We start from the raw sequence: 23,528 nt of genomic DNA, 5'->3' as shown, positions 1-23,528 counted from the left end.
GATCGGACGGGCCATCTCCAGGAAGTGATGATGCGAGGATGACCCGAACGGCACGCACCCGGCCCACCCGCGCCCGGCGCCCCCGGTTCACCAGCCTGCCCCAGCTCATGGCCACGGCCGTCGAGACCAACCCCACCGGTATCGCCGTCCGCTATGCCGACGCCACCGATACTCTCGGTCAGCTCACCTACGCCGAGCTCGACGAACGCTCCAGCCGCCTGGCCCGGTTGCTCATCGCGCGCGGGATCGGCCCCGAGGATCTGGTCGCGATCGGTATCCCGCGCTCGATCGACTCGGTGGTCGCGGTCTGGGCGGTCGCCAAAACCGGCGCCGGCTTCGTGCCGGTGGATGTGAAGTACCCCATCGACCGCATCACCCATATGGTGCGCGATTCCGGCGTCGTCTTCGGTCTGTCCGTGGCGGAGTCGATGGCCGGACTGCCGCAAGAGGTGCAGTGGCTCGCGGTCGACAGCGCGGATACCGCCGCGGCGCTCGAGCAGTATCCGGCCGAACCGGTGTCCTTCGATGAACGGCTGCGCCCGTTGCGTGCCGAACATCCGGCCTACGTCATCTACACCTCGGGTTCGACCGGCAAGCCGAAGGGTGTCGTGGTCACCCAGGCCGGTCTGGCCGGGTTCTGCGCCGAGGAGTGCGAACGGTTCGAGGTGGACGCCACCGCCCAGGTGCTGCATTTCGCGTCGCCGTCCTTCGATATCTCGGTCAACGAACTGCTGATCGCGATCGGTGCCGCGGCGGCCCTGGTGGTGGTCGCGCCCACCGTGTACGGCGGTGACGAGCTGGCCGCGCTGTTGCGGCGCGAGCGGGTGACCCATGTCATCATGACCCCCTCCGCGCTGTCGTCGGTGGAACCGGCCGGCCTGAGCGATGTCCGAGTGGTGATCGTCGGCGGCGAGGCGTGCCCCCCGGAACTGGTACGGCGCTGGGCCGGAACCCTGGTGGAAGGCCGGCCGCGCCTGTTCTTCAACGGGTACGGACCCACCGAGACCACCATCCTGGTGAATATCAGCACCCCGCTGAAACCGGGCGAACCGGTCGATATCGGCGCGCCGATGCGCAATGTCACCGAATACGTCCTCGACGAACAGTTGCGGCCGCTGCCCACCGGCGTGACGGGCGAGCTCTACGTCGCCGGTATCCAGTTGGCGCGCGGCTATCACAACCGTCCCGGCCTGACCGCCGATCGTTTCGTGGCCAATCCGTTCGACGACAGCGGTTCCCGGCTCTACCGCACCGGCGATCTGGTGCGCTGGCGCGCGGACGGTTCGGTGGACTATCTGGGCCGTAACGATTTCCAGGTGAAGATCCGCGGTTTCCGTATCGAACTGGGCGAGATCGACGCGGTGCTGGCCGGCCACGATTCGGTGGATTTCGCGGTGACCGTCGGGTACGAACCCCCCAGCGGTGCCACCGTCCTGGCCGCCTACGTGCACGCGGCCGCCGGGGCCGTGGTCGATACCGACGAGTTGCTGGCCCTGGCCGAGAGCCGGCTGCCCGCGTACATGGTCCCGGCGAGTATCACGGTGCTGGACACGATCCCGCTGACACCGGTCGGGAAGCTGGATCGCCGGGCGCTGCCCGAGCCGCATCTGGGCACCAGTGTGTACCGCGAGCCGGAGACCTGGCTGGAGAAGCAGGTCGCCGCCGTGTTCGCCGACCTGCTGAATCCGGTGGATCCGGTCGGTGCCGATGACAACTTCTTCGACCTCGGCGGTAATTCGCTGATCGCGACCCAGGTGGTGGCCCGGCTGGGTGCCGCGGTGGACGCTCGTATCCCGGCGCGGATCATTTTCGAGGCCTCGACCGTGGCCCGGCTCGCGGAACGGCTCGCCGAGCTCGGCGGAACAGGCGAGGAGCATCGGGCACTCACCGCGCGGCCGCGTCCGGAGCGGGTGCCGCTCTCGCTGGCGCAGCAGCGGATGTGGTTCCTGAACAGGTTCGACGAGAATTCCGCCGCGTACAGCATCCCGGTCGCGGTGCGGTTGTCCGGCGCCCTGGATGTGGCCGCCCTGCGCGCGGCGATCGGCGATCTGGTCGCGCGGCACGAGGTGCTGCGGACCTATTACCCGGAGACCGAGCAGGGCCCGGTGCAGGTCGTGCTGCCGCTCGACGGGCCGGGGGTCGAACTGGAGACCCGGGTCGTCGCACCGGAGGCGATCGAGACCGCGCTGGTCGAGTTGCTGTCGACGCCCTTCGACGTCACCGAAGAGGTACCGCTGCGGGTCGCCCTGTTCGAGATCGACGGTACGCCGGACGAATACGTGCTGGCGCTGGTGGTGCACCATATCGCCGCCGACGGCGCCTCGACGGGGCCGCTGACCCGGGACCTGATGGCCGCGTACGTGGCCCGGGCCGCGGGTACGGAGCCGGGTTGGCAGCCGCTACCCGTGCAGTATGCGGACTTCGCGCTGTGGCAGCGCGAAGTGCTGGGCGATGAATCCGATCCGGAATCCCTGGTGCACAAACAGATCGAGTACTGGCGCGCGGCGCTGGCGGATCTGCCCGATCAGCTGGAGCTCCCGGCCGATCGTCCGCGCCCGGCGATCCAGTCGTATGCGGGTGGCCGGATCGAGGTGCTGGTCGACGCCCGTACGCACGCGGCGCTACTGGAGGTGGCGCGGGCCGCGAACGCGACCCCGTTCATGGTGATCCACTCCGCGTTCGCCGTGCTGCTGTCGCGGCTGTCCGGCACCACCGATATCGCGGTCGGTACACCGCTGGCCGGTCGCGGCGAGGAAGCGCTCGACGATCTGATCGGCATGTTCGTGAACACGGTGGTGTTCCGGACGCAGCTGGATCCGGGTGAGACATTCGCCGATCTGCTGGCCCGCCAGCGCGAGATCGATGTCGCCGCACTGGCCCATGCCGATGTCCCGTTCGAACAGCTGGTGGAGGTGCTCAACCCGGTCCGCTCCACGGCGCGACATCCGCTGTTCCAGGTGGGCCTGTCGTTCCAGAACCTGGCGCAGACCGCCCTGGAGCTGCCCGGACTGGCGGTTTCGGGGGTGGAACTCGACACCGAGCTGTCGCAGTTCGACCTGCATCTGATCATCGGCGACCGGTACGACGAGTCGGGTGCGCCGGTGGGTATGGGTGGTGTGCTGACCTATGCCAGTGCGCTGTTCGATCGGTCCACCGCGCAGGGATTCGTGGATCGGTTCCTGCGGTTGCTGGGTGAGATCGTTGCGGCGCCGGAGACGGTGGTCGGTGAGTTGGAGATTCTGGCTCCGGCCGAACGGGCGGCGCTCGCGGAGCGCAATTCCACGGTGCGCGAGCTCGAACCGGCGGAGACCCTGGCTTCGCTGTTGGATGCCACGGTCGCGGCGACGCCCGATGCGGTGGCGCTGGTGGCCGCCGATGGTGCGCAGCTCACTTATGCGGAGTTGGGTGCGCGGGTCAATCGGTTGGCCCGGTGTCTGATCGCGCAGGGTGTGGGTCCGCAGGATCGGGTCGTGCTGGGGTTGCGGCGGTCGGTGGATCTGGTCGTGGCGATGTATGCGGTCACCGCCGCGGGTGGTGTGTATGTGCCGGTGGATCCCGATCAGGCGGCCGAACGCAGCGACTACATCGTCGGCACCGCGGCACCGGTATGTGTGCTGACGAATACCGACGGTGGATTCGGTACCGGTACCGCGGGTGTGCGGGTCGATGTGCCGGTGGTGGTGCTCGACGAGCTCGAGCTCGCGGATTTCGACGCTTCCCCGGTGAGTGATGGGGAGCGGGTTGCGCCGTTGCGGGCGTCGAATACGGCGTATGTGATTTTCACGTCGGGTTCGACGGGTCGTCCGAAGGGTGTGGCGGTGCCGCATGCGGCGATCGTGAACCAGCTTCGGTACATCACCGCCGAGTTCGGGCTCGATGCCACGGATGCGATCTTGTTGAAGACCGCGGCGACGTTCGACTTGTCGGTGTGGGAGTTCTGGACCGCGGCGGTGTCCGGTGGCCGGATGGTGATCGCCGAGGTCGACGGGCATCGCGACCCCGCGTATCTGAACGAGTTGATGGCCCGCGAACGGGTGACGACATTGACGGTGGTGCCGTCGATGCTGGACGCCTTGCTGAACACCGGCACCGGGCTGCCGGGGTCGTTGCGGCGGGTGCTCGCCATCGGTGAGGCGCTGCCCGCGGCGACCGCGCAGCGGATGCTGTCCGGTTATCCGGGTATCGGGTTGTTCAACCTGTATGGTCCGACCGAGGCGGCGGTGTCGGTGACCACGCATGCGGTCTCGACGGCGGATGTGGTGTCGGTGCCGATCGGTGTGCCGCAGTGGAATTCGCGTGTGTATGTGTTGGATTCGCGGTTGCGTCCGGTGCCTGATGGTGTTGCGGGTGAGTTGTATCTGGCGGGTGCGCAGTTGGCGCAGGGGTATTTCGGTCGTCCGGATTTGAGTGCGGATCGGTTTGTGGCGGATCCGTTTGTTCCCAATGCTCGGATGTATCGCACCGGTGATCTGGTGGCGTGGAATGGTGCGGGGGAGCTGGAGTATCGGGGTCGTACGGATTTCCAGGTGAAGATTCGTGGGTTCCGTATCGAGTTGGGGGAGATCGAGGCGGCGTTGCTGGGGTTGCCGGGGGTTTCCCAGGCGGCGGTGGTGGCGCAGTCGGATCCGCGGACCGGTGATCGTTTGGTCGGTTATGTGGTGTCGGCCGGGGGCGTGGGTGTGGATACGGCGGATATCCAGGCGGAGTTGGGGCGGCGGTTGCCGTCGTACATGGTTCCGTCGGTGTTCGTGGAGTTGGATGCGCTGCCGCTGAATGCCAATGGGAAGCTGGATCGTAAGGCGTTGCCGGAGCCGGTGTTCGAGGCGCGGGAATTCCGTGCGCCGTCGACTCCGATCGAGGACATCGTGGCGAATACCTTCGCCGACGTGCTCGGCGTCGAGCGTGTCGGCGCCGACGACGACTTTTTCGAACTGGGTGGCAACTCGCTGGTCGCCACCCAGGTCGCAGCCCGTATCGGGGCGGCGCTGGGTATCGCGCTGCCGGTGCGTGCGCTGTTCGAGGCGCCGACGGTGGCGGCCTTGGCCGTGCGGGCCGAGCAGGCCGGGGAGACCGCGCGTCCGCCACTGGTCGCGGGGCCGCGGCCGGAAGTGGTGCCGTTGTCGTACGCGCAGCAGCGGATGTGGTTCCTGAACCAGTTCGACACCTCGTCGGTGGCCTACAACCTGCCGATGGCGATCCGGTTGGCCGGCGATCTGGATGTGGCGGCGTTGCAGTCGGCGATGGCCGATGTGGTGCGGCGGCACGAATCGCTGCGCACCCGTTACCCGGAGCATGGCGGCGTGCCGGCACAGGTGATCGTGCCCGTCGAACAGGTCGAACTCGATCTCGCGCCGGTCCCGGTCGCCGCGGCCGATATCGCGGCTGTGGTCACCGACTTCGTGGCCGACGGATTCGATGTGGCCGCCGCGGTGCCGCTGCGGATCCGGCTGTTCGAAACGGCTCCGGACGACCACGTGCTCGTCGTGGTCGCGCACCATATCGCGGCGGACGGCTTCTCGATGGCGCCGCTGGCGCGGGACGTGATGACCGCATACGCCGTGCGAGTCCAGGGTGGTGTCCCGGACTGGGCGCCGCTGCCGGTCCAGTACGCCGACTACACGCTGTGGCAGCGGCAGGTGCTGGGCGCCGAGGACGATCCGGAATCGCCGCTGGCGCGGCAGATCGCCTTCTGGCAGAACACTCTCGCGGACCTGCCCGACGAACTGGCGTTGCCCACCGACCGCCCGCGTCCCGCGGTGGCGTCGATGCGGGGTGCGACGGTGAGCGGTGAGCTCCCCGCCGAGCTCACCCGGGCGCTGAACGAGCTGGCCCGCGCGCGTGGTGCGTCGATGTTCATGGTGCTGCACGCCGGGTTGGCGGCGTTGCTGGCGCGGTTGTCCGGTAGCGGCGATATCGCGATCGGTACGCCGATCGCGGGTCGTGGCGAGCAGGCTCTGGACGATCTGGTCGGCATGTTCGTCAATACGCTGGTGCTGCGGACCGTCGTCCGATCGGGCGAAACCTTCGGCGAACTGTTGGAACAGGCCAAACAGGCCGATCTCGATGCGTTCGGGCAGGCCGACGTGCCGTTCGAACGGCTGGTGGACCTGCTGGCGCCGGAGCGCTCCCAGGCCCGCAACCCGCTGTTCCAGGTGGCGCTGTCACTGGCGAATACGCAACAGCCGGTACTGGATCTGGCCGGACTCGAGGTGTCCGGTCTGGAACTCGCCGGCGATGTGGCCCGGTTCGATCTGCAGTTCACGCTCGTCGAGAACCTGTCCGGCGGTATGGATCTGGCGCTGAACTACGCGACGGAACTGTTCGACGAGGCGACCGCGCGGAGTTTCCTCACCCGGTTCCGGCGGTTGCTGTCCCGGGTGGCCGCGAATGCGGATATGGCGCTGGGATCCATCGAGATCCTGGACGAGGCCGAGCGCATCGAAAACTTGTCCCGTACGGGTGGTCCGGCGGTCCCGGCGTCGACGTTGCCGGAGTTGCTGGCCGCGGCGGTGGCGGTGGATCCGTCGGCGCCGGCGGTGGTGTTCGAGGGTGTGCGGTACTCCTATGGTGAGTTCGACCAGCGGTCGAACCGGTTGGCGCGGCTGCTGATCGAGCGCGGACTCGGGGCCGAGGATCTCGTGGCCGTGGCGGTGCCGCGGTCGGCGGATTCGGTGCTGGCCGAATGGGCTGTCACCAAGTCGGGTGCGGCGTTCCTGCCGATCGATCCGACCTACCCGGCCGACCGTATCGCGCATATGCTCTCCGACTCGGGTGCGCCGGTCGGTGTCACGGTGTCGTCGGTGCGGGCGGATCTGCCGGATTCGGTGGACTGGCTCGTCCTCGACGAACTGGATCTGGACCGGCACTCCGATTCCGCGGTGACCGATTCGGACCGAGTACGGCCGTTGACCCCGGCGAATACCGCCTATGTCATCTACACCTCCGGTTCCACCGGTCTGCCGAAGGGCGTTGTCGTCTCGCACGCCGGTTTGGCGAATTTCAGTGCCGAGCAGGTCGAGCGTTATCGCCTCGACGCGACCACGCGGGCGCTGGCGTTCGCTTCCCCGTCGTTCGATGCCTCGATCTTGGAGTTGCTGCTGGCGGTGGGTTCGGCCGGTGCGCTGGTGGTGGTGCCGACCGGTACCTACGGTGGTGCCGAGCTGGGTGAGTTGATCGCCCGTGAGGGTGTGACGGTTGGTTTGATCACGCCGTCGGTGCTGGGCTCGCTGGATCCGGCGGATCTCGCGGGTATGGAAGTGATCATCGCCGGTGGTGAGGCGATTTCGGCGGATTTGGTGGCGAAGTGGTCGACCACGCCGGAGGGCGGGGTGCAGCGTCGGTTCCACAACGCCTACGGTCCGACCGAAGCGACGGTGGCCACGAATATCAGTGGTGTGCTGCATGCCGGTGATCGGGTCACGATCGGTGGTCCGGTGCGGGGTATGCGGACCCTGGTGCTCGACGATCGTCTCAACCCGGTGCCCGAGGGTGTGGCCGGTGAGTTGTATGTGGGTGGGATCCAGTTGGCCCGTGGTTATCATGCGCGTGCCGGTTTGACCGCTGACCGGTTCGTCGCCGACCCCTATGGCGAGCCCGGGGCTCGCTTGTATCGCACGGGTGATGTGGTGCGGTGGCGTCGTGATGCCGCGGGTGACCCGGCGGTGGAGTATGTGGGCCGTAATGACTTCCAGGTCAAGGTTCGTGGTTTCCGGATCGAGCTGGGTGAGATCGACGCGGCGCTGACCTCACACGAGACCGTGGATTTCGCGGTCACGACCGGGCACAAGAACGCCGCCGGTGCGGTGTCGCTGGTGTCCTACGTGGTGGCCGCTCCCGGCGCCACCGTGGATATCGCCGGATTGCGTGAGTTCGTCGGGCAGCGGCTGGCGTCCTATATGGTGCCGGCGTCGGTCATGGTGCTCGACGAGGTGCCGCTGACCCCGGCCGGGAAGCTGGACCGCAAGGCGCTGCCGGAGCCGGTATTCGAGACCAAGGAATTCCGGGCGCCGTCCACACCGGTCGAGGAGATCGTGGCGGGTGTGTTCGCCGATGTTCTCCAGGCGGAGCGAGTCGGCGCCGACGACGATTTCTTCGCCTTGGGCGGGAACTCGCTGCTCGCGACGCAGGTCGTGGCGCGCCTGGGTGCGGCGCTGAATACGCAGGTGCCGGTGCGGGTGCTGTTCGAGGCCTCCACCGTGACCAAGCTGGCGGTCCGGGTGGAACAGCAGGCCGGGTCCGGTGGGCGGGCGGCCTTGGTACCGCAGCCGCGTCCCACCCGGGTCACCGATACGGGCGCCGTCGAGGACGCGATCCCGTTGTCGATGGCGCAGCAGCGGATGTGGTTCCTGAACCGCTTCGATCAGCAGTCGATCGCGTACAACATTCCCCTGGCGATCCGGTTGTCGGGGGCGCTGGATGTGGAGGCTCTCCGGCTGGCTGTCACGGATCTGGTGGCGCGGCACGAGGTGCTGCGCACGGTGTACCCGGAGACCGGGTCCGGTCCGGTTCAGGTCGTGCTGCCACTCGGCGCCGCCGCTCCGCGCCTGGATGTGCGTTCGGTGCCGGCCGCGGAGGTGGCCGCGGCAGTGGCCGAGTTCGCCTCGACCGGTTTCGATGTGACGACCGAAGTGCCGTTGCGGGTGGCACTCCTGCGGGTGGACCAGCCGGCCGATACCACCGGAACGGACGACCGGACCGGCGCGGACAGCACGACCCCGGCCGGCCCCGGCGGAGAGTTCGTGCTGGCTGTGGTGATGCATCACATCGCCGGTGACGGATCCTCGGTGGGGCCGTTGACGCGCGATCTGATGACTGCCTACGCCGCCCGTACCGCGGGCGCGGCACCCGGCTGGGAGCGGTTGCCGGTGCAGTACGCCGACTACAGCATCTGGCAGCGGGAACTGCTGGGCGACGAATCCGACCCGGAGTCGCTGGCGGCGCAACAGGTCGACTATTGGCGGTCGACGCTGGCGGGTATTCCGGATCAGCTGGACCTGCCGACAGACCGGCCGCGTCCGGTCGTGCAGTCGTTCGCCGGCGGCCGGGTCGAGGTCCGTCTCGACCCCGCGACCCATGCCGGGCTGCTGCGGATCGCCCAGCAGCAGAACGCGACCTTGTTCATGGTGGTGCATTCGGCGCTGGCGGTGTTGTTGTCGCGGCTCTCGGGTAGCGATGACATCACGATCGGTACGCCGGTGGCGGGTCGTGGTGAGCAGGCGCTGGATGATCTGATCGGTATGTTCGTGAATACGTTGGTGTTCCGGACGCAGTTGGATCGTGGTGAGTCGTTCGCGGATCTGCTGGCGCGCCAGCGCGAGATCGATATCGCCGCCTATGCGCATGCCGATGTGCCGTTCGAGCGTTTGGTGGAGGTGCTGAATCCGGCGCGTTCGCAGGCGCGGCATCCGTTGTTCCAGGTCGGGTTCACCTTCCAGAACCTGGCGGCGTCGAGTCTGGAACTGCCGGGGCTGACGGTGTCCGGAGTGGAGATCGACACCGAGATCTCGCAATTCGACCTGAACCTGATCCTGGGCGACTCCTATGACGAAACCGGCGCGCCCGAAGGGATGGCCGGGTACCTGACCTACGCCACCGCGCTGTTCGACCACGCCACCGTGGCGGGATTCGCGCAACGTTTCGACCGGCTGCTGCGGGGCATCGCGGCGGATCCCGCCGCGCCGGTGGGCGACCTCGAGATCATGTCCGAGTCCGAGCGGACCCGGGTGCTGGAACAGTGGAACTCCACCGGATACCCCTTCACCCCGCGGCTGCTGCTGGAAGGTTTCGAGCGGGCGGCGGCCGCGTACCCGGATCGGGTGGCGGTGTCGTTCGAGGGGACCGACCTGACCTACGCCGAGTTCGCGGGCCGGGTGAACCGGTTGGCGCGGTTGCTGATCGCGCAGGGCGTGGGCCCGGAGTCGCTGGTCGGATTGCTGATGTCGCGATCGCTGGACCTGGTGGTCGGGATGTACGCGGTGGTGGCGGCCGGTGGTGCGTATGTGCCGTTGGATCCGGCGCATCCGGCGGAGCGGATCGGCTACATCCTCGAGACCGCGGCACCGGTGCGTCTCCTGTCCACGACCGCCGATGCCGACGCTGCCGGCGTGGCGGCGGCGGGTGTGCTCGCGGGTGTTCCGGTACTGACCCTGGACACCCTCGATACCGGCGATTTCGCCGCCGCGCCGGTGACCGACGCCGATCGGCTCGCACCGCTGCGGGCGAACAACACCGCCTACGTCATCTTCACCTCGGGTTCCACGGGGCGGCCGAAGGGCGTCGCGGTGCCGCATTCGGCCATCGCGAACCAGGTCGCGTGGATGCTCTCGCAGTACCCGATGGGCGCCGCGGATGTGTACCTGCAGAAGACGGCCACCACCTTCGACGTCTCGCTGTGGGGTTACTTCCTGCCGCTGGCCGCGGGTGCCCGGCTGGTGGTCGCGGCGCCCGACGGCCACCGTGACCCCGCCTACCTCGCGGCGGCCATCGCCGAACACCGGGTCACGGTCACCGATTTCGTGCCGTCGATGCTGACGGTGTTCGCGGCGCATACCGCTGCCGGGTCCATCCCCGCCCTCGCGCATGTCTTCGTCATCGGCGAGGCCCTGCCGCCGGAGACCGTGTCGGCGATGCACGTGGTCTCCGATGCCGCGGTGCACAACCTGTACGGCCCGACCGAGGCCGCGGTGTCGATCACCTATTGGAAGGCTTCGGGCGCGGAGTCCGGGACTGTGCCGATCGGTGTGCCGCAGTGGAATTCGCGAGTCTATGTGCTGGATTCGCGGCTGCGGCCCGTGCCCGAGGGCGTCACGGGTGAGTTGTATCTGGCGGGCGACCAGCTCGCCCGCGGGTATGTCACCCGCCCGGATCTGAGCGCCGATCGTTTTGTGGCGAGCCCGTTCGATACCGGGCAGCGGATGTACCGCACCGGCGACCTGGTGCGGTGGCAGCGGGTCGACGGCCAACCGGTACTGGAGTACTTGGGGCGCACCGATTTCCAGGTGAAGTTCCGCGGTCAGCGCATCGAACTCGGTGAGATCGAATCCGCGTTCCTGGCCCGCCCCGAGGTGAGCCAGGCCGTGGTCACCGTCGCCGCTTCCCAGCTCGGTGAGCAACTCGTCGCCTACGTCGTACCGGCTCCGGGCGAGCAGCCGGATTCGAGCGAACTGCTCGCGGCCGTCCGGGATGTGCTGCCCACCTACATGGTTCCGGCGGCCGTGGTCGGGTTGGACGAGTTGCCGTTGAACACTTCCGGGAAGCTGGATCGTAAAGCGCTGCCCGCGCCGGTGTTCGAGACCCGGGAGTTCCGGGCGCCGTCGACCCCGATCGAGGAGATCGTGGCCGGCGTCTTCGCCGACGTCCTCGGCGTGGGACGAGTGGGCGCCGACGACGATTTCTTCGCGCTCGGCGGTAACTCGCTGATCGCGACCCAGGTCGCGGCGCGGCTGAGCGCGGCATTGGACACCACGGTCGCGGTCCGGTCGCTCTTCGAGACGTCCACCGTGGCCGCCTTGGCCGCGCGCATCCAGGAGCAGGCCGGATCCGGCGGCCGGGCGGCGCTGGTGGCGCAGCCGCGTCCGATCCGGACGCTGCTCTCGGGTGAGACGGTGCAGGCTGCGCCGTTGTCACCGGCGCAGCAGCGGATGTGGTTCCTGAACCGCTTCGACGGTGCTTCGGCTGCCTACAACCTGCCGTTGGCGATCCGCTTGTCGGGTGATCTCGACGTGGACGCGTTGCGGCGGGCCGTCGCCGATGTCGTCGCGCGGCACGAGGTGCTGCGTACGGTCTACCCGGAGACCGAGTCCGGCCCGGTGCAGGTGGTGCTCTCCGCCGGGCAGGCTGTTCCGCAACTCGAGGTGCGGTCCCTGGCCGCCGGTGAGGTCGCCGCGGCGGTGGCGGAACTCGCGTCGGTGGGATTCGATGTGACCGCCGAGGTGCCGCTGCGGGTGGCGCTGTTCCGCGTGGACGATGCCGCCGGTGAATTCGTGATGGTGATGGTGGTGCACCACATCGCCGGTGACGGATCCTCGGCGGGGCCGCTGACGCGCGATCTGATGATCGCGTACGCCGCCCGCACGGCCGGGGAGGCCCCGGGTTGGCCGGCGTTGCCGGTGCAGTACGCCGACTACAGCATCTGGCAGCGCGACCTGCTGGGCGACGAAGCCGACGCCGAGTCCCCGGCGGCGCAGCAAATCGCCTTCTGGCAGTCGACGCTGGCCGGGGTGCCGGATCAGCTGGACCTGCCGATGGACCGGCCGCGTCCGGCCGTGCAGTCGTTCGCCGGCCGCCGGGTGGAGCTGCGGATCGACGCCGCGACCCACGCCGGTCTGCAGCGACTGGCGCAGCAGCAGGGCGCCACCTTGTTCATGGTGGCGCATACGGCGTTCGCGGTATTGCTTGCACGGCTGTCCGGAAGCGACGACATCACGGTGGGTACCCCGGTGGCGGGTCGTGGTGAGCAGGCGCTCGATGATCTGATCGGTATGTTCGTGAACACTCTGGTGTTCCGGACGCGGCTGGATCGTGGTGAGTCGTTCGCGGATCTGCTGGCGCGCCAGCGGGAAATCGATATCGCGGCGTTCGCGCACGCGGATGTGCCGTTCGAGCGTTTGGTGGAGGTGCTGAATCCGGCGCGTTCGCAGGCGCGGCATCCGTTGTTCCAGGTCGGGTTCACGTTCCAGAACCTGGCGGCGTCGAGTCTGGAACTGCCGGGGCTGACGGTGTCCGGGGTGGAGATCGACACCGAGAACTCGCAGTTCGACCTGAACCTCATCCTCGCCGACGCCTACGACGATTCGGGTGCTCCGCAGGGTGTGGCGGGTTATCTGACCTACGCCACGGCGTTGTTCGACCAGGACACCGCGCAGAGCTTCGCCGACCGCTTCACCCGGTTGCTCGGTGCGATCGTGGCCGATCCCGCGACACCGGTCGGTGACTTCGAGATCCTGGCTCCCGCCGAACGCACCCGGGTGCTGGCGGAATGGAACGCGACCGAACACGCGGTGCCCGGACAATTGCTGCTGGATCGGTTCGAGCGCGCCGTGGCCGAATACCCGGATCGGGTGGCGGTGTCGTTCGAGGGGACCGACCTGACCTACGCCGAGTTCGCGGGCCGGGTGAACCGGTTGGCGCGGTTGCTGATCGCGCAGGGCGTGGGCCCGGAATCTCTGGTCGGGGTGCTGATCTCCCGGTCGATCGACCTGGTGGTCGGGATGTACGCGGTGGTGGCGGCCGGTGGTGCGTATGTGCCGTTGGATCCGGCGCATCCGGCGGAGCGGATCGGCTACATCCTCGATACCGCGGCACCGGTGTGCGTGTTGACCACCGCCGCCGATGCTCGGGCCGTCGGTATCGCCGCGGAAGACGGCGCCGGCGCCGACGTGCTCGCGGGCGTACCGGTGCTGACCCTGGACAGCCTCGATACCGATCGTTTCGACTCGTCCCCGGTGACCGATGCGGATCGGTCGGCGCCGGTGCGGCTGTCGAATACCGCGTATGTGATCTTCACGTCGGGTTCGACGGGCCGGCCCAAGGGTGTGGCGGTGTCGCATTCGGCGATCGGCAATCAGATCGCATGGTGGCTGGCGCAGTATCGGCTGGACGCCGACGATGTGTATCTGCAGAAGACAGCGACGACATTCGACGTGTCGCTGTGGGGTTATTTCCTGCCGCTGGCAGTGGGAGCGCGTCTGGTCGTCGCGACCCCCGACGGGCATCGGGATGCCGAGTACCTGGCCGAAGTCATCGCCGAGCAGCGGGTGACGATGACGGACTTCGTACCGTCGATGCTGGCGATGTTCGCCGCGCACACTCCGGCGGGTTCGATTCCCTCGCTCCAGCACGTCTTCGCGCTCGGTGAAGCGCTGCCACCGGAGACGGTCGCCGCGGTGCAGGCGATCTCCGATGCCGCGGTCCACAATGTCTACGGTCCGACCGAGGCGGCGGTGTCGGTCACGTACTGGCAGGCGACCGGGACCGAGTCGACCGGTGTGCCGATCGGTATGCCGGAGTGGAACACCCGGGTCTATGTGTTGGATTCGCGATTGCGGCCGGTGGCGCCGGGTGTCACGGGCGAGCTGTATCTGGCGGGTGACCAGTTGGCTCGCGGATATGTGACGCGTCCGGACCTGTCGGCGGACCGTTTCGTGGCGAATCCGTTCGATGCCGGTCAGCGCATGTACCGCACGGGCGACCTGGTGCGGTGGCGCCGCGCGGAGACCCTCGTCGAGGGCCGCCCGGAGATCCTTCCGGCACTGGAATATCTGGGCCGTACCGATTTCCAGGTGAAGTTCCGTGGCCAGCGCATCGAGTTGGGCGAAATCGAATCGGCGCTGCTGGCGCAGCCCGTGGTGAGCCAGGCCGTCGTGACGGTCGCCGCCTCGGATCTGGGTGAGCAGCTGGTCGCCTATGTGGTGCCCGCGCCCGGCGAGCAGATCGTCTCCGCGGCGCTGCTCGACGCGCTGCGCGGCGTCTTGCCGGTATACATGGTGCCGGGTGCGGTGGTCGCGCTCGACGCGTTCCCGTTGAACACCTCCGGGAAGCTGGACCGTAAGGCTCTGCCGGCTCCGGTGTTCGAGACCCGGGAGTTCCGGGCGCCCTCGACTCCGATCGAGGAGATCGTGGCGGGCGTGTTCGCCGACGTCCTGGGTGTCGAGCGGGTCGGCGCGGACGACGATTTCTTCGCGCTCGGTGGTAACTCGCTGATCGCGACCCAGGTCGCGGCCCGGCTGAGTGCGGCATTGGACACCAAGGTCGCGGTGCGGACGCTGTTCGAGGCCTCCACGGTGGCCGCGCTGGCTGCCGCCGCCGAATCCGCCGCCGGCCGCGGCGACCTGCCGGCACTGGCGCCGCGGGAGCGGCCGGAGCGGGTGCCGCTGTCGCTGGCGCAGCAGCGGATGTGGTTCCTCAACCAGTTCGACACGGGATCGTCGGCCTACAACATCCCGCTGGCCGTCCGGCTGTCCGGGGAACTCGATATTCCCGCGCTGCGGCAGGCCGTCGCGGACGTGGTGGGCCGGCACGAAACCCTGCGGACCGTCTACCCCGCCCAGGACGGAAGGCCGTACCAGCAGGTACTGCCCGTCGCCCGGGCGGTGCCGGATCCGACGCCCATCCCGGTTTCCGCCGCCGAACTGCGCGACCGGATCACCGACGTGCTCGCGACCGGTTTCGACGTGACGGTCGAGGTGCCCACGCGTGCGGCGGTATTCCAGCCGGCCGACGGCGAATACGTACTGGTCTTCGTGGTGCACCACATCAGTACCGACGGCTGGTCGATGGGCCCGCTGATCCGGGATCTGATGATCGCCTACGCGGCGCGTACCTCCGGTTCGGCCCCGGCGTGGACGCCGCTGCCGGTGCAGTACGCCGATTACAGCCTGTGGCAGCGTGAGGTCCTGGGGTCGGAGGACGATCCCGAGAGCCTGGTCAGTGCCCAGGCAGATTACTGGCGGCGGGCACTGGCCGGTTTGCCGGACGAGTTGAACCTGCCGGGTGACCGGCCGCGTCCGACGGTGCCGTCGATGGCGGGTGGCACTGTGCCGTTCCAGATCGACCCCGAACTGCATCGGGCGGTGTCGCGGTTGGCGGCCGAGCACAACGCGACGGTGTTCATGGTGGTGCATGCGGTGCTGGCGTTGCTGCTGGCGCGGTTGTCGGCTACCGATGATGTGGCGGTGGGTACGCCGATCGCGGGTCGTGGTGAGGCCGAGCTCGACGATGTGGTCGGGATGTTCGTCAATACGTTGGTGTTGCGGTCGCATGTGCGGGGTGAGGCGAGTTTCGCGGAGTTCCTGGCGGCGACGCGGGAGGCGGATCTGCAGGCGTTCGCGCATGCCGATATCCCGTTCGAGCGATTGGTCGAACTGGTCGGGGCCGAGCGTTCCACCGCCCGGCATCCGCTGTTCCAGGTGGCGTTGTCGTTCGAGAACCTGCCCCAGGCCGATTTCGAACTGCCCGGACTGCGGGTCGGCGCCGTCGATTTCGATATCGACACCGAGAAATTCGATCTGTCGCTGCGGATCACCGAGACCGAGGCCGGTATGGCCGCGGCCTTCTCCTATGCCCGTGACCTGTTCGACGAGGACACCGTCGGAGTCTTCGCGCGCCGGTTCCTGCATCTGCTGGCGGCCATCGCCCGCAACCCGGAGGCGCCGATCGGTGACCTGCCGATCACCGACGATGCCGAGTACCGCCTGCTCACCCATGTCCGCGGTGACGATGTCATGGCGACGGGACTGCTGCCGGAACTCCTCACCAACGGCGTGCGGGTGAATCCGGACGGTGTGGCGGTGCGTTACCGCGGCCGTTCGGTGACCTATCGGGAGCTGGACGCCCAGTCGTCGCGGTTGGCGCGGGTGCTCATCGAACGCGGTGTCGGCCCGGAGCGGATCGTGGCACTGGCGTTGCCACGGTCCTACGAGGTCGTGCTGGCTTTCTGGGCGGTGGCCAAGGCCGGTGGCGCGCATGTGCCGGTGGATCCGAACTATCCACCGGATCGGGTGCGGCATATGCTCACCGACTCCGGTGCGATGCTGGGGCTCACCAGCGGTGAGTACGTGGACCGCTTGCCCGGTGATGTCCAGTGGCTGCGCCTCGACGATCCGGAGTTCCTGGCGGAGGCCGCGGCGAAGCCGGACCACGCGGTGACCGATACCGAGCGGATCACGCCGTTGGCGATGGCGCATCCGGCGTATGTCATCTACACCTCGGGGTCGACCGGTCTGCCCAAGGGTGTGATGGTGACGCACGGGGGTATGGGCGGTCTCGCCGATGTGGCGGCCGATCTGTACCGGCTCGAGTCCCGGCATCGGTTCCTGCACATCTGTTCGCCGAGTTTCGATCCGTCGGTGCTGGAATGGGTGTGCACCGCGTATGTGGGCGCGACGCTGGTCGTGGTGCCGGGCGAGATCATCGGTGGCCCGGACCTGGCCGAACTCCTGCGGACCGAAGCGGTGACGCACACCATCATCACCCCCGCGGTGCTGGGCACCATGGATCCGGCGGGATTGGACGCGCTCGAGGTGCTCTCGGTCGGTGGCGATGTGACCACCCCCGAACTGCTGGCCAAATGGGAGCCGGGACGCAAGTACTTCAACGGGTACGGCCCCACCGAGACGACCATCATCTCCTCGTACGCGCAGTTGTTCACCGGTGACCACGTCACCATCGGCAAGCCGGTGCACGGTATGGCGGCGCTGGTGTTGGACGCCCGGTTGCGGCCGGTGCCGCCCGGCGTGGCCGGTGAGCTGTACCTGGCCGGTGGCGCCCTGGCCCGCGGCTACCACAACCGGCCGGGTTTGACGGCGGATCGGTTCGTCGCCAACCCGTACAGTTTCGAGGGTTCGCGGATGTATCGCACCGGTGACGTGGTGCGCTGGTACGCCACACCCGGTGCGCGGGCCGGTAACGAGGCGTTGCCGACGGTGAACTGGGAACTGGACTACGTCGGCCGGTCGGATTTCCAGGTCAAGATCCGCGGTCTCCGGGTGGAACTGGGCGAGATCGATACAGCGCTGGCCGCGCATCCGGATGTGGAGTACTCGGTGACCCTGGGCCGGGATACCGATGCGGGTGCGACGATTCTGGTGTCGTATGTCCTGGCGGTGCCGGGGCACACTGTCGATACCGCCGCGGTGACCGAGTTCGTCGCGGAGCGGTTGCCGGCGCATATGGTGCCGACGGTTGTCATCGTGTTGGACGAGATCCCGCTGACCCCGGTGGGCAAGCTGGACCGTAAGGCGCTGCCGGAACCGGTACTCCGAGCGCAGTCGTTCCGGGCGCCGGTCGGCGCGGTCGAGTCGATCATCTGCGAGGTGTTCGCCGATGTCCTCGGTGTCGCGCAGGTCGGCGTGGACGATTCGTTCTTCGCGCTCGGCGGCGACAGCATCCTGTCGATCCAACTGGTGTCGCGTGCCAAGGCCCGCGGCGTGGTCTTCACACCCCGGGACGTGTTCGAGCGCCGCACCGTCGCCGCACTCGCCGAGGTCGCCGGCCGCGGCGACGCCGGCGAACAGCAGCTGGTGGAACTGCCCGGCGGCGGGGTGGGCGATATGCCGATGCTGCCGGTCATGTCGCAGATCCTCGACGGCAACGATGCGTACCAGCGTTTCTCGCAGCCGATGCTGCTGCGGCTTCCGGTCGATATCGACCGCGAAACCCTGGTCGCCACCCTGGCGGCGGTATTCGACCACCACGACGCCCTGCGCGCCCGCCTGCGGGATGTGGACGGGGTGCGGTCGTTCGAGGCGCTTCCGCCGGGCGCCATCGATATCGACGCCCTGATACGCCGGGTCGATATCGACAATGCCATCGGTGACGACGAACTGACCGATCTCGCCAACGCCGAATTCGATGCCGCACTGGGCCGGCTGGACCCGGCAGCCGCCGTGATGGTGCAGTTCGTGTGGTTCGCCTTCGACGGTGACCGGCGCGATGTGCTGCTCTTCGCGGCGCACCACTTCGTCGTCGACGGCGTGTCCTGGCGCATCATCGTCCCCGATCTGGTGCTGGCCTATTCACAGCTCGCCTCCGGCACTCCGGTGACGCTGCCGCCGGTCGGTACCTCGCTGCGCCGGTGGGCGCACGGGCTGGCGGAGGCCGCGGGCAAGCCGGGCCGGGTCGCGGAACTGCCGTACTGGCAGAAGATCGCGTCCACCCCGGACCCGCTGCTGGGCACCCGCGCCTTCGATCCGGCCGTCGATACCAACGCGACGGTCGAACGATTCGAGGTATCGCTACCCGCCGATGTCACCGAGGCGGTGCTGACCACCGTCGGCGCCCGCTACCACGGCGGACCCAACGATGCCCTGCTGGCGGCGCTGGCACTGGCGCTCGTCCGGTGGCGCGACGACGGCCCGAATGGGGCGGCGCTGGTGAAACTGGAAGGTCACGGTCGTGAAGAGGCCGTGGTGCCCGGCGCCGACCTGTCCCGCACCGTCGGCTGGTTCACCGCGGTCCACCCGCTGCGGCTCGACCTGCCCGGGATCGATATCGACGATGCGTTCGCCGGTGGTCCCGCTTTCGGGGTGCTGGTGAAATCGGTGAAGGAACAGCTGCTCGCGGTTCCGGACAAGGGGCTGGGTTACGGCCTGCTCCGCTATCTGAATCCCGATATCGGCGACCAGCTGCCGGACCGGGTACCGGGCCAAATCAGTTTCAACTATCTGGGCCGGGTCTCGGCCGGGGAGATCTCGCCCGAACTCGCCGAGCTCGGCTGGATGCCGACCGCCGAACTGGGCGCGGTCGGCGCGGACGCGGACCGGGATATGCCCGCCAATGCCGTGCTCGACATCAATGCCATCGTCAACTCCGGTGCCGACGGCCCGGTGCTGAGCGCGGTCTTCGGTTACCCCACCGGGGTGATCACCGAGGAGCGGGCCCGCGAGTTCGCGGATCTGTGGATCGCCGCGCTCACCGCGCTCGCCGACCATGTCCGGCGGCCGGAGGCGGGCGGTTTCACGCCGTCCGATATGTCGCTGGTGCGGGTCTCGCAGGCCGATATCGAACGCTGGGAGCGCACCTATCCGGCACTGTCGGAGGTCTGGCCGCTGTCGCCGCTGCAGTCGGGTCTGTTGTTCCACGCCCAGTTCATCGCCGACGGTGTGGACGTCTACACCATGCAGTCGTCGGTCGACCTGGCCGGCACGGTGGACCCGGCGCGGCTGCGGGCCGCCGCCGAGGTGATGATCGGCCGGTACCCGAATCTGCGGACCGCGTTCGTCGCCGACAGCGCCGGCCAGTGGGTGCAGGTGGTGCTCGACAGCGTGCCGGTGCCGTGGCGCGATATCGACCTGCGCGGTCTGCCCGAGGACGAACGGGCCGGGGAGCTGCGCCGGTTGCTGGCCGCGGATCAGGCCGAGCACTTCGATATGGCGGTGCCGCCGCTGATCCGGTTCAACCTCGTCCGGTTGGCCGAGGACGCGTGGCAACTGGCGATCACCTCGCACCACATCCTCCTCGACGGCTGGTCCATGCCGCTGCTCATGCGGGAGCTGCTGGTGCTCTACGCGCTGCGCGGCGATACGTCGGCGCTGCCGCGGGTGGCCTCGTACCGGAATTTCCTGTCCTGGCTCGCCGAACGCGACCGGGCCGCCTCCGCGGAGGCCTGGCGGGCGGAGCTGGCCGGATTCTCCGAACCCTCGCTGCTGGTCCCGCACCCGACGCCGGCGGAGAACTACGATGTCGGCACCGTCGTGGCCGAACTCGACGCGGACCGGACGCGGCAACTGTCGGCCCGGGCCGCCGAGCTCGGTATCACCATGAACACGCTGCTGCAGGCGGCCTGGGGTGTGCTGCTCGGCTGGATGACCGGCCGCGACGATGTGGTGTTCGGTACCACGGTGTCCGGCCGGCCCGCCGAACTGCCCGGAATCGAATCCATGGTCGGGCTGTTCATCAACACGCTGCCGGTCCGGGTGCGCCTCGATCACCGGGCCACCACCGGCGAACTGCTCACCGATCTGCAGCGCGCGCAGGCCGCCCTGCTCGAACACCACTATCTCGGGCTGACCGATATCCAGCGGGCCGCCGGAACCGCGGTGCAGTTCGACAGCCTGTTCGTGTTCGAGTCCTACCCGACCGATCCCGCCGAGGTCGCCGCGACCGGTGATATCGACGGTATGTCGATCGCCGGGGTGGGTTCGCGGGACAACAGCCATTACCCGCTGACCCTGGTGGTCACCGCCGAGAACACGGTCGGGATCGCGCTGAAATACCTGACCAGTTCGTTCACCGCGGACACGATCGAAACTCTGGCCACGCGGCTGCTGCGGGTGATCGGCCAACTGGTCGATTCGCCGGAGCTGCCGGTGGGCGAGGTGCAATTCCTGAGTGCGGCCGAGCGGGCGGAGCTGGGATCGCGGTCCGGGGGTCCGGCGGTGCCGGCCCGGACCCTGCCCGATCTGCTGGCCGCCGCCGTGGCCGAGGATCGGTCGGCGCCGGCGGTGGTGTTCCGGGATCAGCGGCTGTCCTACGGCGAGATGGACGAACGGTCGAACCGGTTGGCGCGGGTGCTGATCGAGCGCGGACTCGGGGCCGAGGATCTGGTGGCCGTGGCGGTGCCGCGGTCGGCGGATTCGGTGCTGGCCGAATGGGCGGTGACCAGGTCGGGTGCGGCGTTCGTACCGGTCGATCCGACGTATCCGGCCGACCGGATCGCGCATATGCTCACCGATTCGCGGGCGCGAGTGGGTGTGACGGTGTCGTCGGTGCGGGCGGAGCTGCCGGATACGGTGGATTGGCTGGTGCTCGACGAGCTGGATACACGGCGGTACTCCGGTGACGCGGTCACCGACGCCGACCGGGTCCGGCCGCTGACTCCGGCGAACACTGCCTACGTCATCTACACCTCGGGCTCCACGGGTCTGCCCAAGGGTGTCGTCGTCACCCATGCCGGTCTGGCGAACTTCAGCGCCGAACAGGTCGAGAGGTACGGGCTGAACCGGCATTCGCGGGCGCTGGCGTTCGCGTCACCGAGTTTCGACGCCTCGATCCTGGAGCTGCTGCTGGCGGTGGGTTCCGCGGGCGCCCTGGTGGTGGTACCGCCGGGGACCTACGGCGGCGCCGAGCTCGGCGAGCTGATCGCCCGGGAGCGGGTGACGGTCGGATTGATCACACCGTCGGTGCTGGCCTCGCTGGATCCGGCCGACCTGGCGGGTATGCGGGTCATCATCGCCGGTGGTGAGGCGATCTCGGCGGATCTGGTGGCGAAGTGGTCCACGGTCCGCGACGGCGGGGTCGAGCGGCGGCTGCACAACGCATACGGTCCGACCGAGGCCACTGTCGCGACGAATATCAGCGGTGCGCTGCTGCCGGGTGATCCGGTGACGATCGGCGGTCCGGTGCGGGGTATGCGCGCGCTGGTACTGGACGATCGGCTGAACCCGGTCCCCGAGGGCGTGGCCGGTGAGCTGTATGTCGGTGGTATCCAGCTGGCGCGTGGCTATCACGCGCGAGCGGGACTGACGGCGCAGCGCTTCGTCGCCGACCCGTTCGGTGAGCCGGGGTCGCGGTTGTACCGTACGGGTGACATCGTGCGCTGGCGGCGCGACGGCGCGGGTGATCCGGCGGTGGAGTATGTGGGCCGCAACGACTTCCAGGTCAAGATCCGCGGTTTCCGTATCGAACTCGGCGAGATCGACGCCGCGCTGACCTCGTCCGCCGGTGTCGACTTCGCGGTCACGGTCGGGCACCGCAATCCGGCCGGTGTCGTATCGCTGGCGTCGTATGTGGTGGCCGCGCCGGGGAGTTCGGTCGATCCGGCGGGCGTGCGCGCGCATATCGAGGCGCGACTGCCTGGCCATATGGTGCCGTCGTCGATCATGGTGATCGACGAGATCCCGCTGACCCCCGCCGGGAAGCTGGACCGCAACGCGCTGCCCGAACCGGTTTTCGCGGCCGACGCCGGCTACCGCGCCCCGCGCACACCGCTGGAACAGACCGTCGCCGATGTCTTCGCCGAAGTCCTGGGCGTGGATCGGGTGGGTGCCGACGATTCGTTCTTCGCCCTCGGCGGTAACTCGCTGCTCGCGACCAAGGTGGCGGCTCGGCTGAGCGCGGTCACCGGTGCCGAGATCAGCGTGCAGTGGATGTTCACCGAGGCGACGGTCGCGGGGTTCGCCGCCCGGATCGTCGAACCGGGCGCCGCGGGCGAACTGTCCGAGGCGGCATTGCGGGTGGTGCTGCCCATCCGGGAGACCGGTACGGCGACCCCGATCTTCGCTGTCCACGCCCGCGACGGGCTGGCGTGGAGTTTCGCCGCGCTGACCGGGCTGCTACCGGACGATCAGCCGATCTACGGTCTCCAGTCGCCCGCCTACACCGAACCCGATTACGCCCCGGATTCACTGACCGACATTGCGGCCCGGTATCTGACGGAGATCCGGCGGATCCAGCCCGAGGGCCCGTACCGGCTGCTCGGCTGGTCCCTGGGCGGGGTGCTGGCCCACGCCATCGCCACCGAATTGCAGGCCGTGGGCGAGCAGGTCGAGATGCTGGCCCTGCTCGACAGCCATCCCGCCGTCGATCCGGGAATCTTCGAAACCCTGCTCCGCGCGGCACTGGTGGAACAGGGCATCGTGACCGAGGGCTCGGGGACGGACCGGGGTATCGGCGATCTCGACGACGCCGAACTGGAACGGTTGCACCAACTGATCCCGCCGGAACTGCTGACCCTGCCGGTGGAACGGTTGCGCGGCGTGTACCGGACCGCGGCGCGGTCCGCGGAACTGATCTCCGAACACCGGCCCCGGACCTACCGCGGCGTCATCGATTTCTTCCGTGCCGAGGTACCCACGCCGGGCGCACAGCAGGCCGGCCCGCGGGCGGAGGACTGGTTGCCGTATGTGGCCGGGGAAATCGTCGAGTACGCGGTACCGGCGACACACGACGAGATGACGACGGTGGATTCGTTCACGGTGATCGCGCCGCGGTTGCTGGCCCGGCTCCGGGGCACGGGGGGCGAAGCGGACTGAGCCCGGGTCGACGCGCGGTCGGCGGCTCCTGCACAGGGTGGCCGACCGGGTCGCGGTTCG

1 pseudogene is annotated in these 23,528 nt (G+C 68.6%); it reads left to right on the top strand.

The features are described 5' to 3' along the window. Positions 1-38 precede the first annotated feature (38 nt). A pseudogene (locus tag ON38_RS21705) lies at positions 39-23,468 on the top strand (non-ribosomal peptide synthase/polyketide synthase); the annotation flags it as partial. Between the last annotated feature and the right edge of the window lie 60 nt (positions 23,469-23,528).

The sequence above is a fragment of the Nocardia testacea NBRC 100365 genome (assembly GCF_000308775.1).
Lineage (GTDB): Bacteria > Actinomycetota > Actinomycetes > Mycobacteriales > Mycobacteriaceae > Nocardia > Nocardia testacea.
Note: the sequence above shows the minus strand (reverse complement) of the source record. Positions and strands in the feature narration are given on the sequence as shown.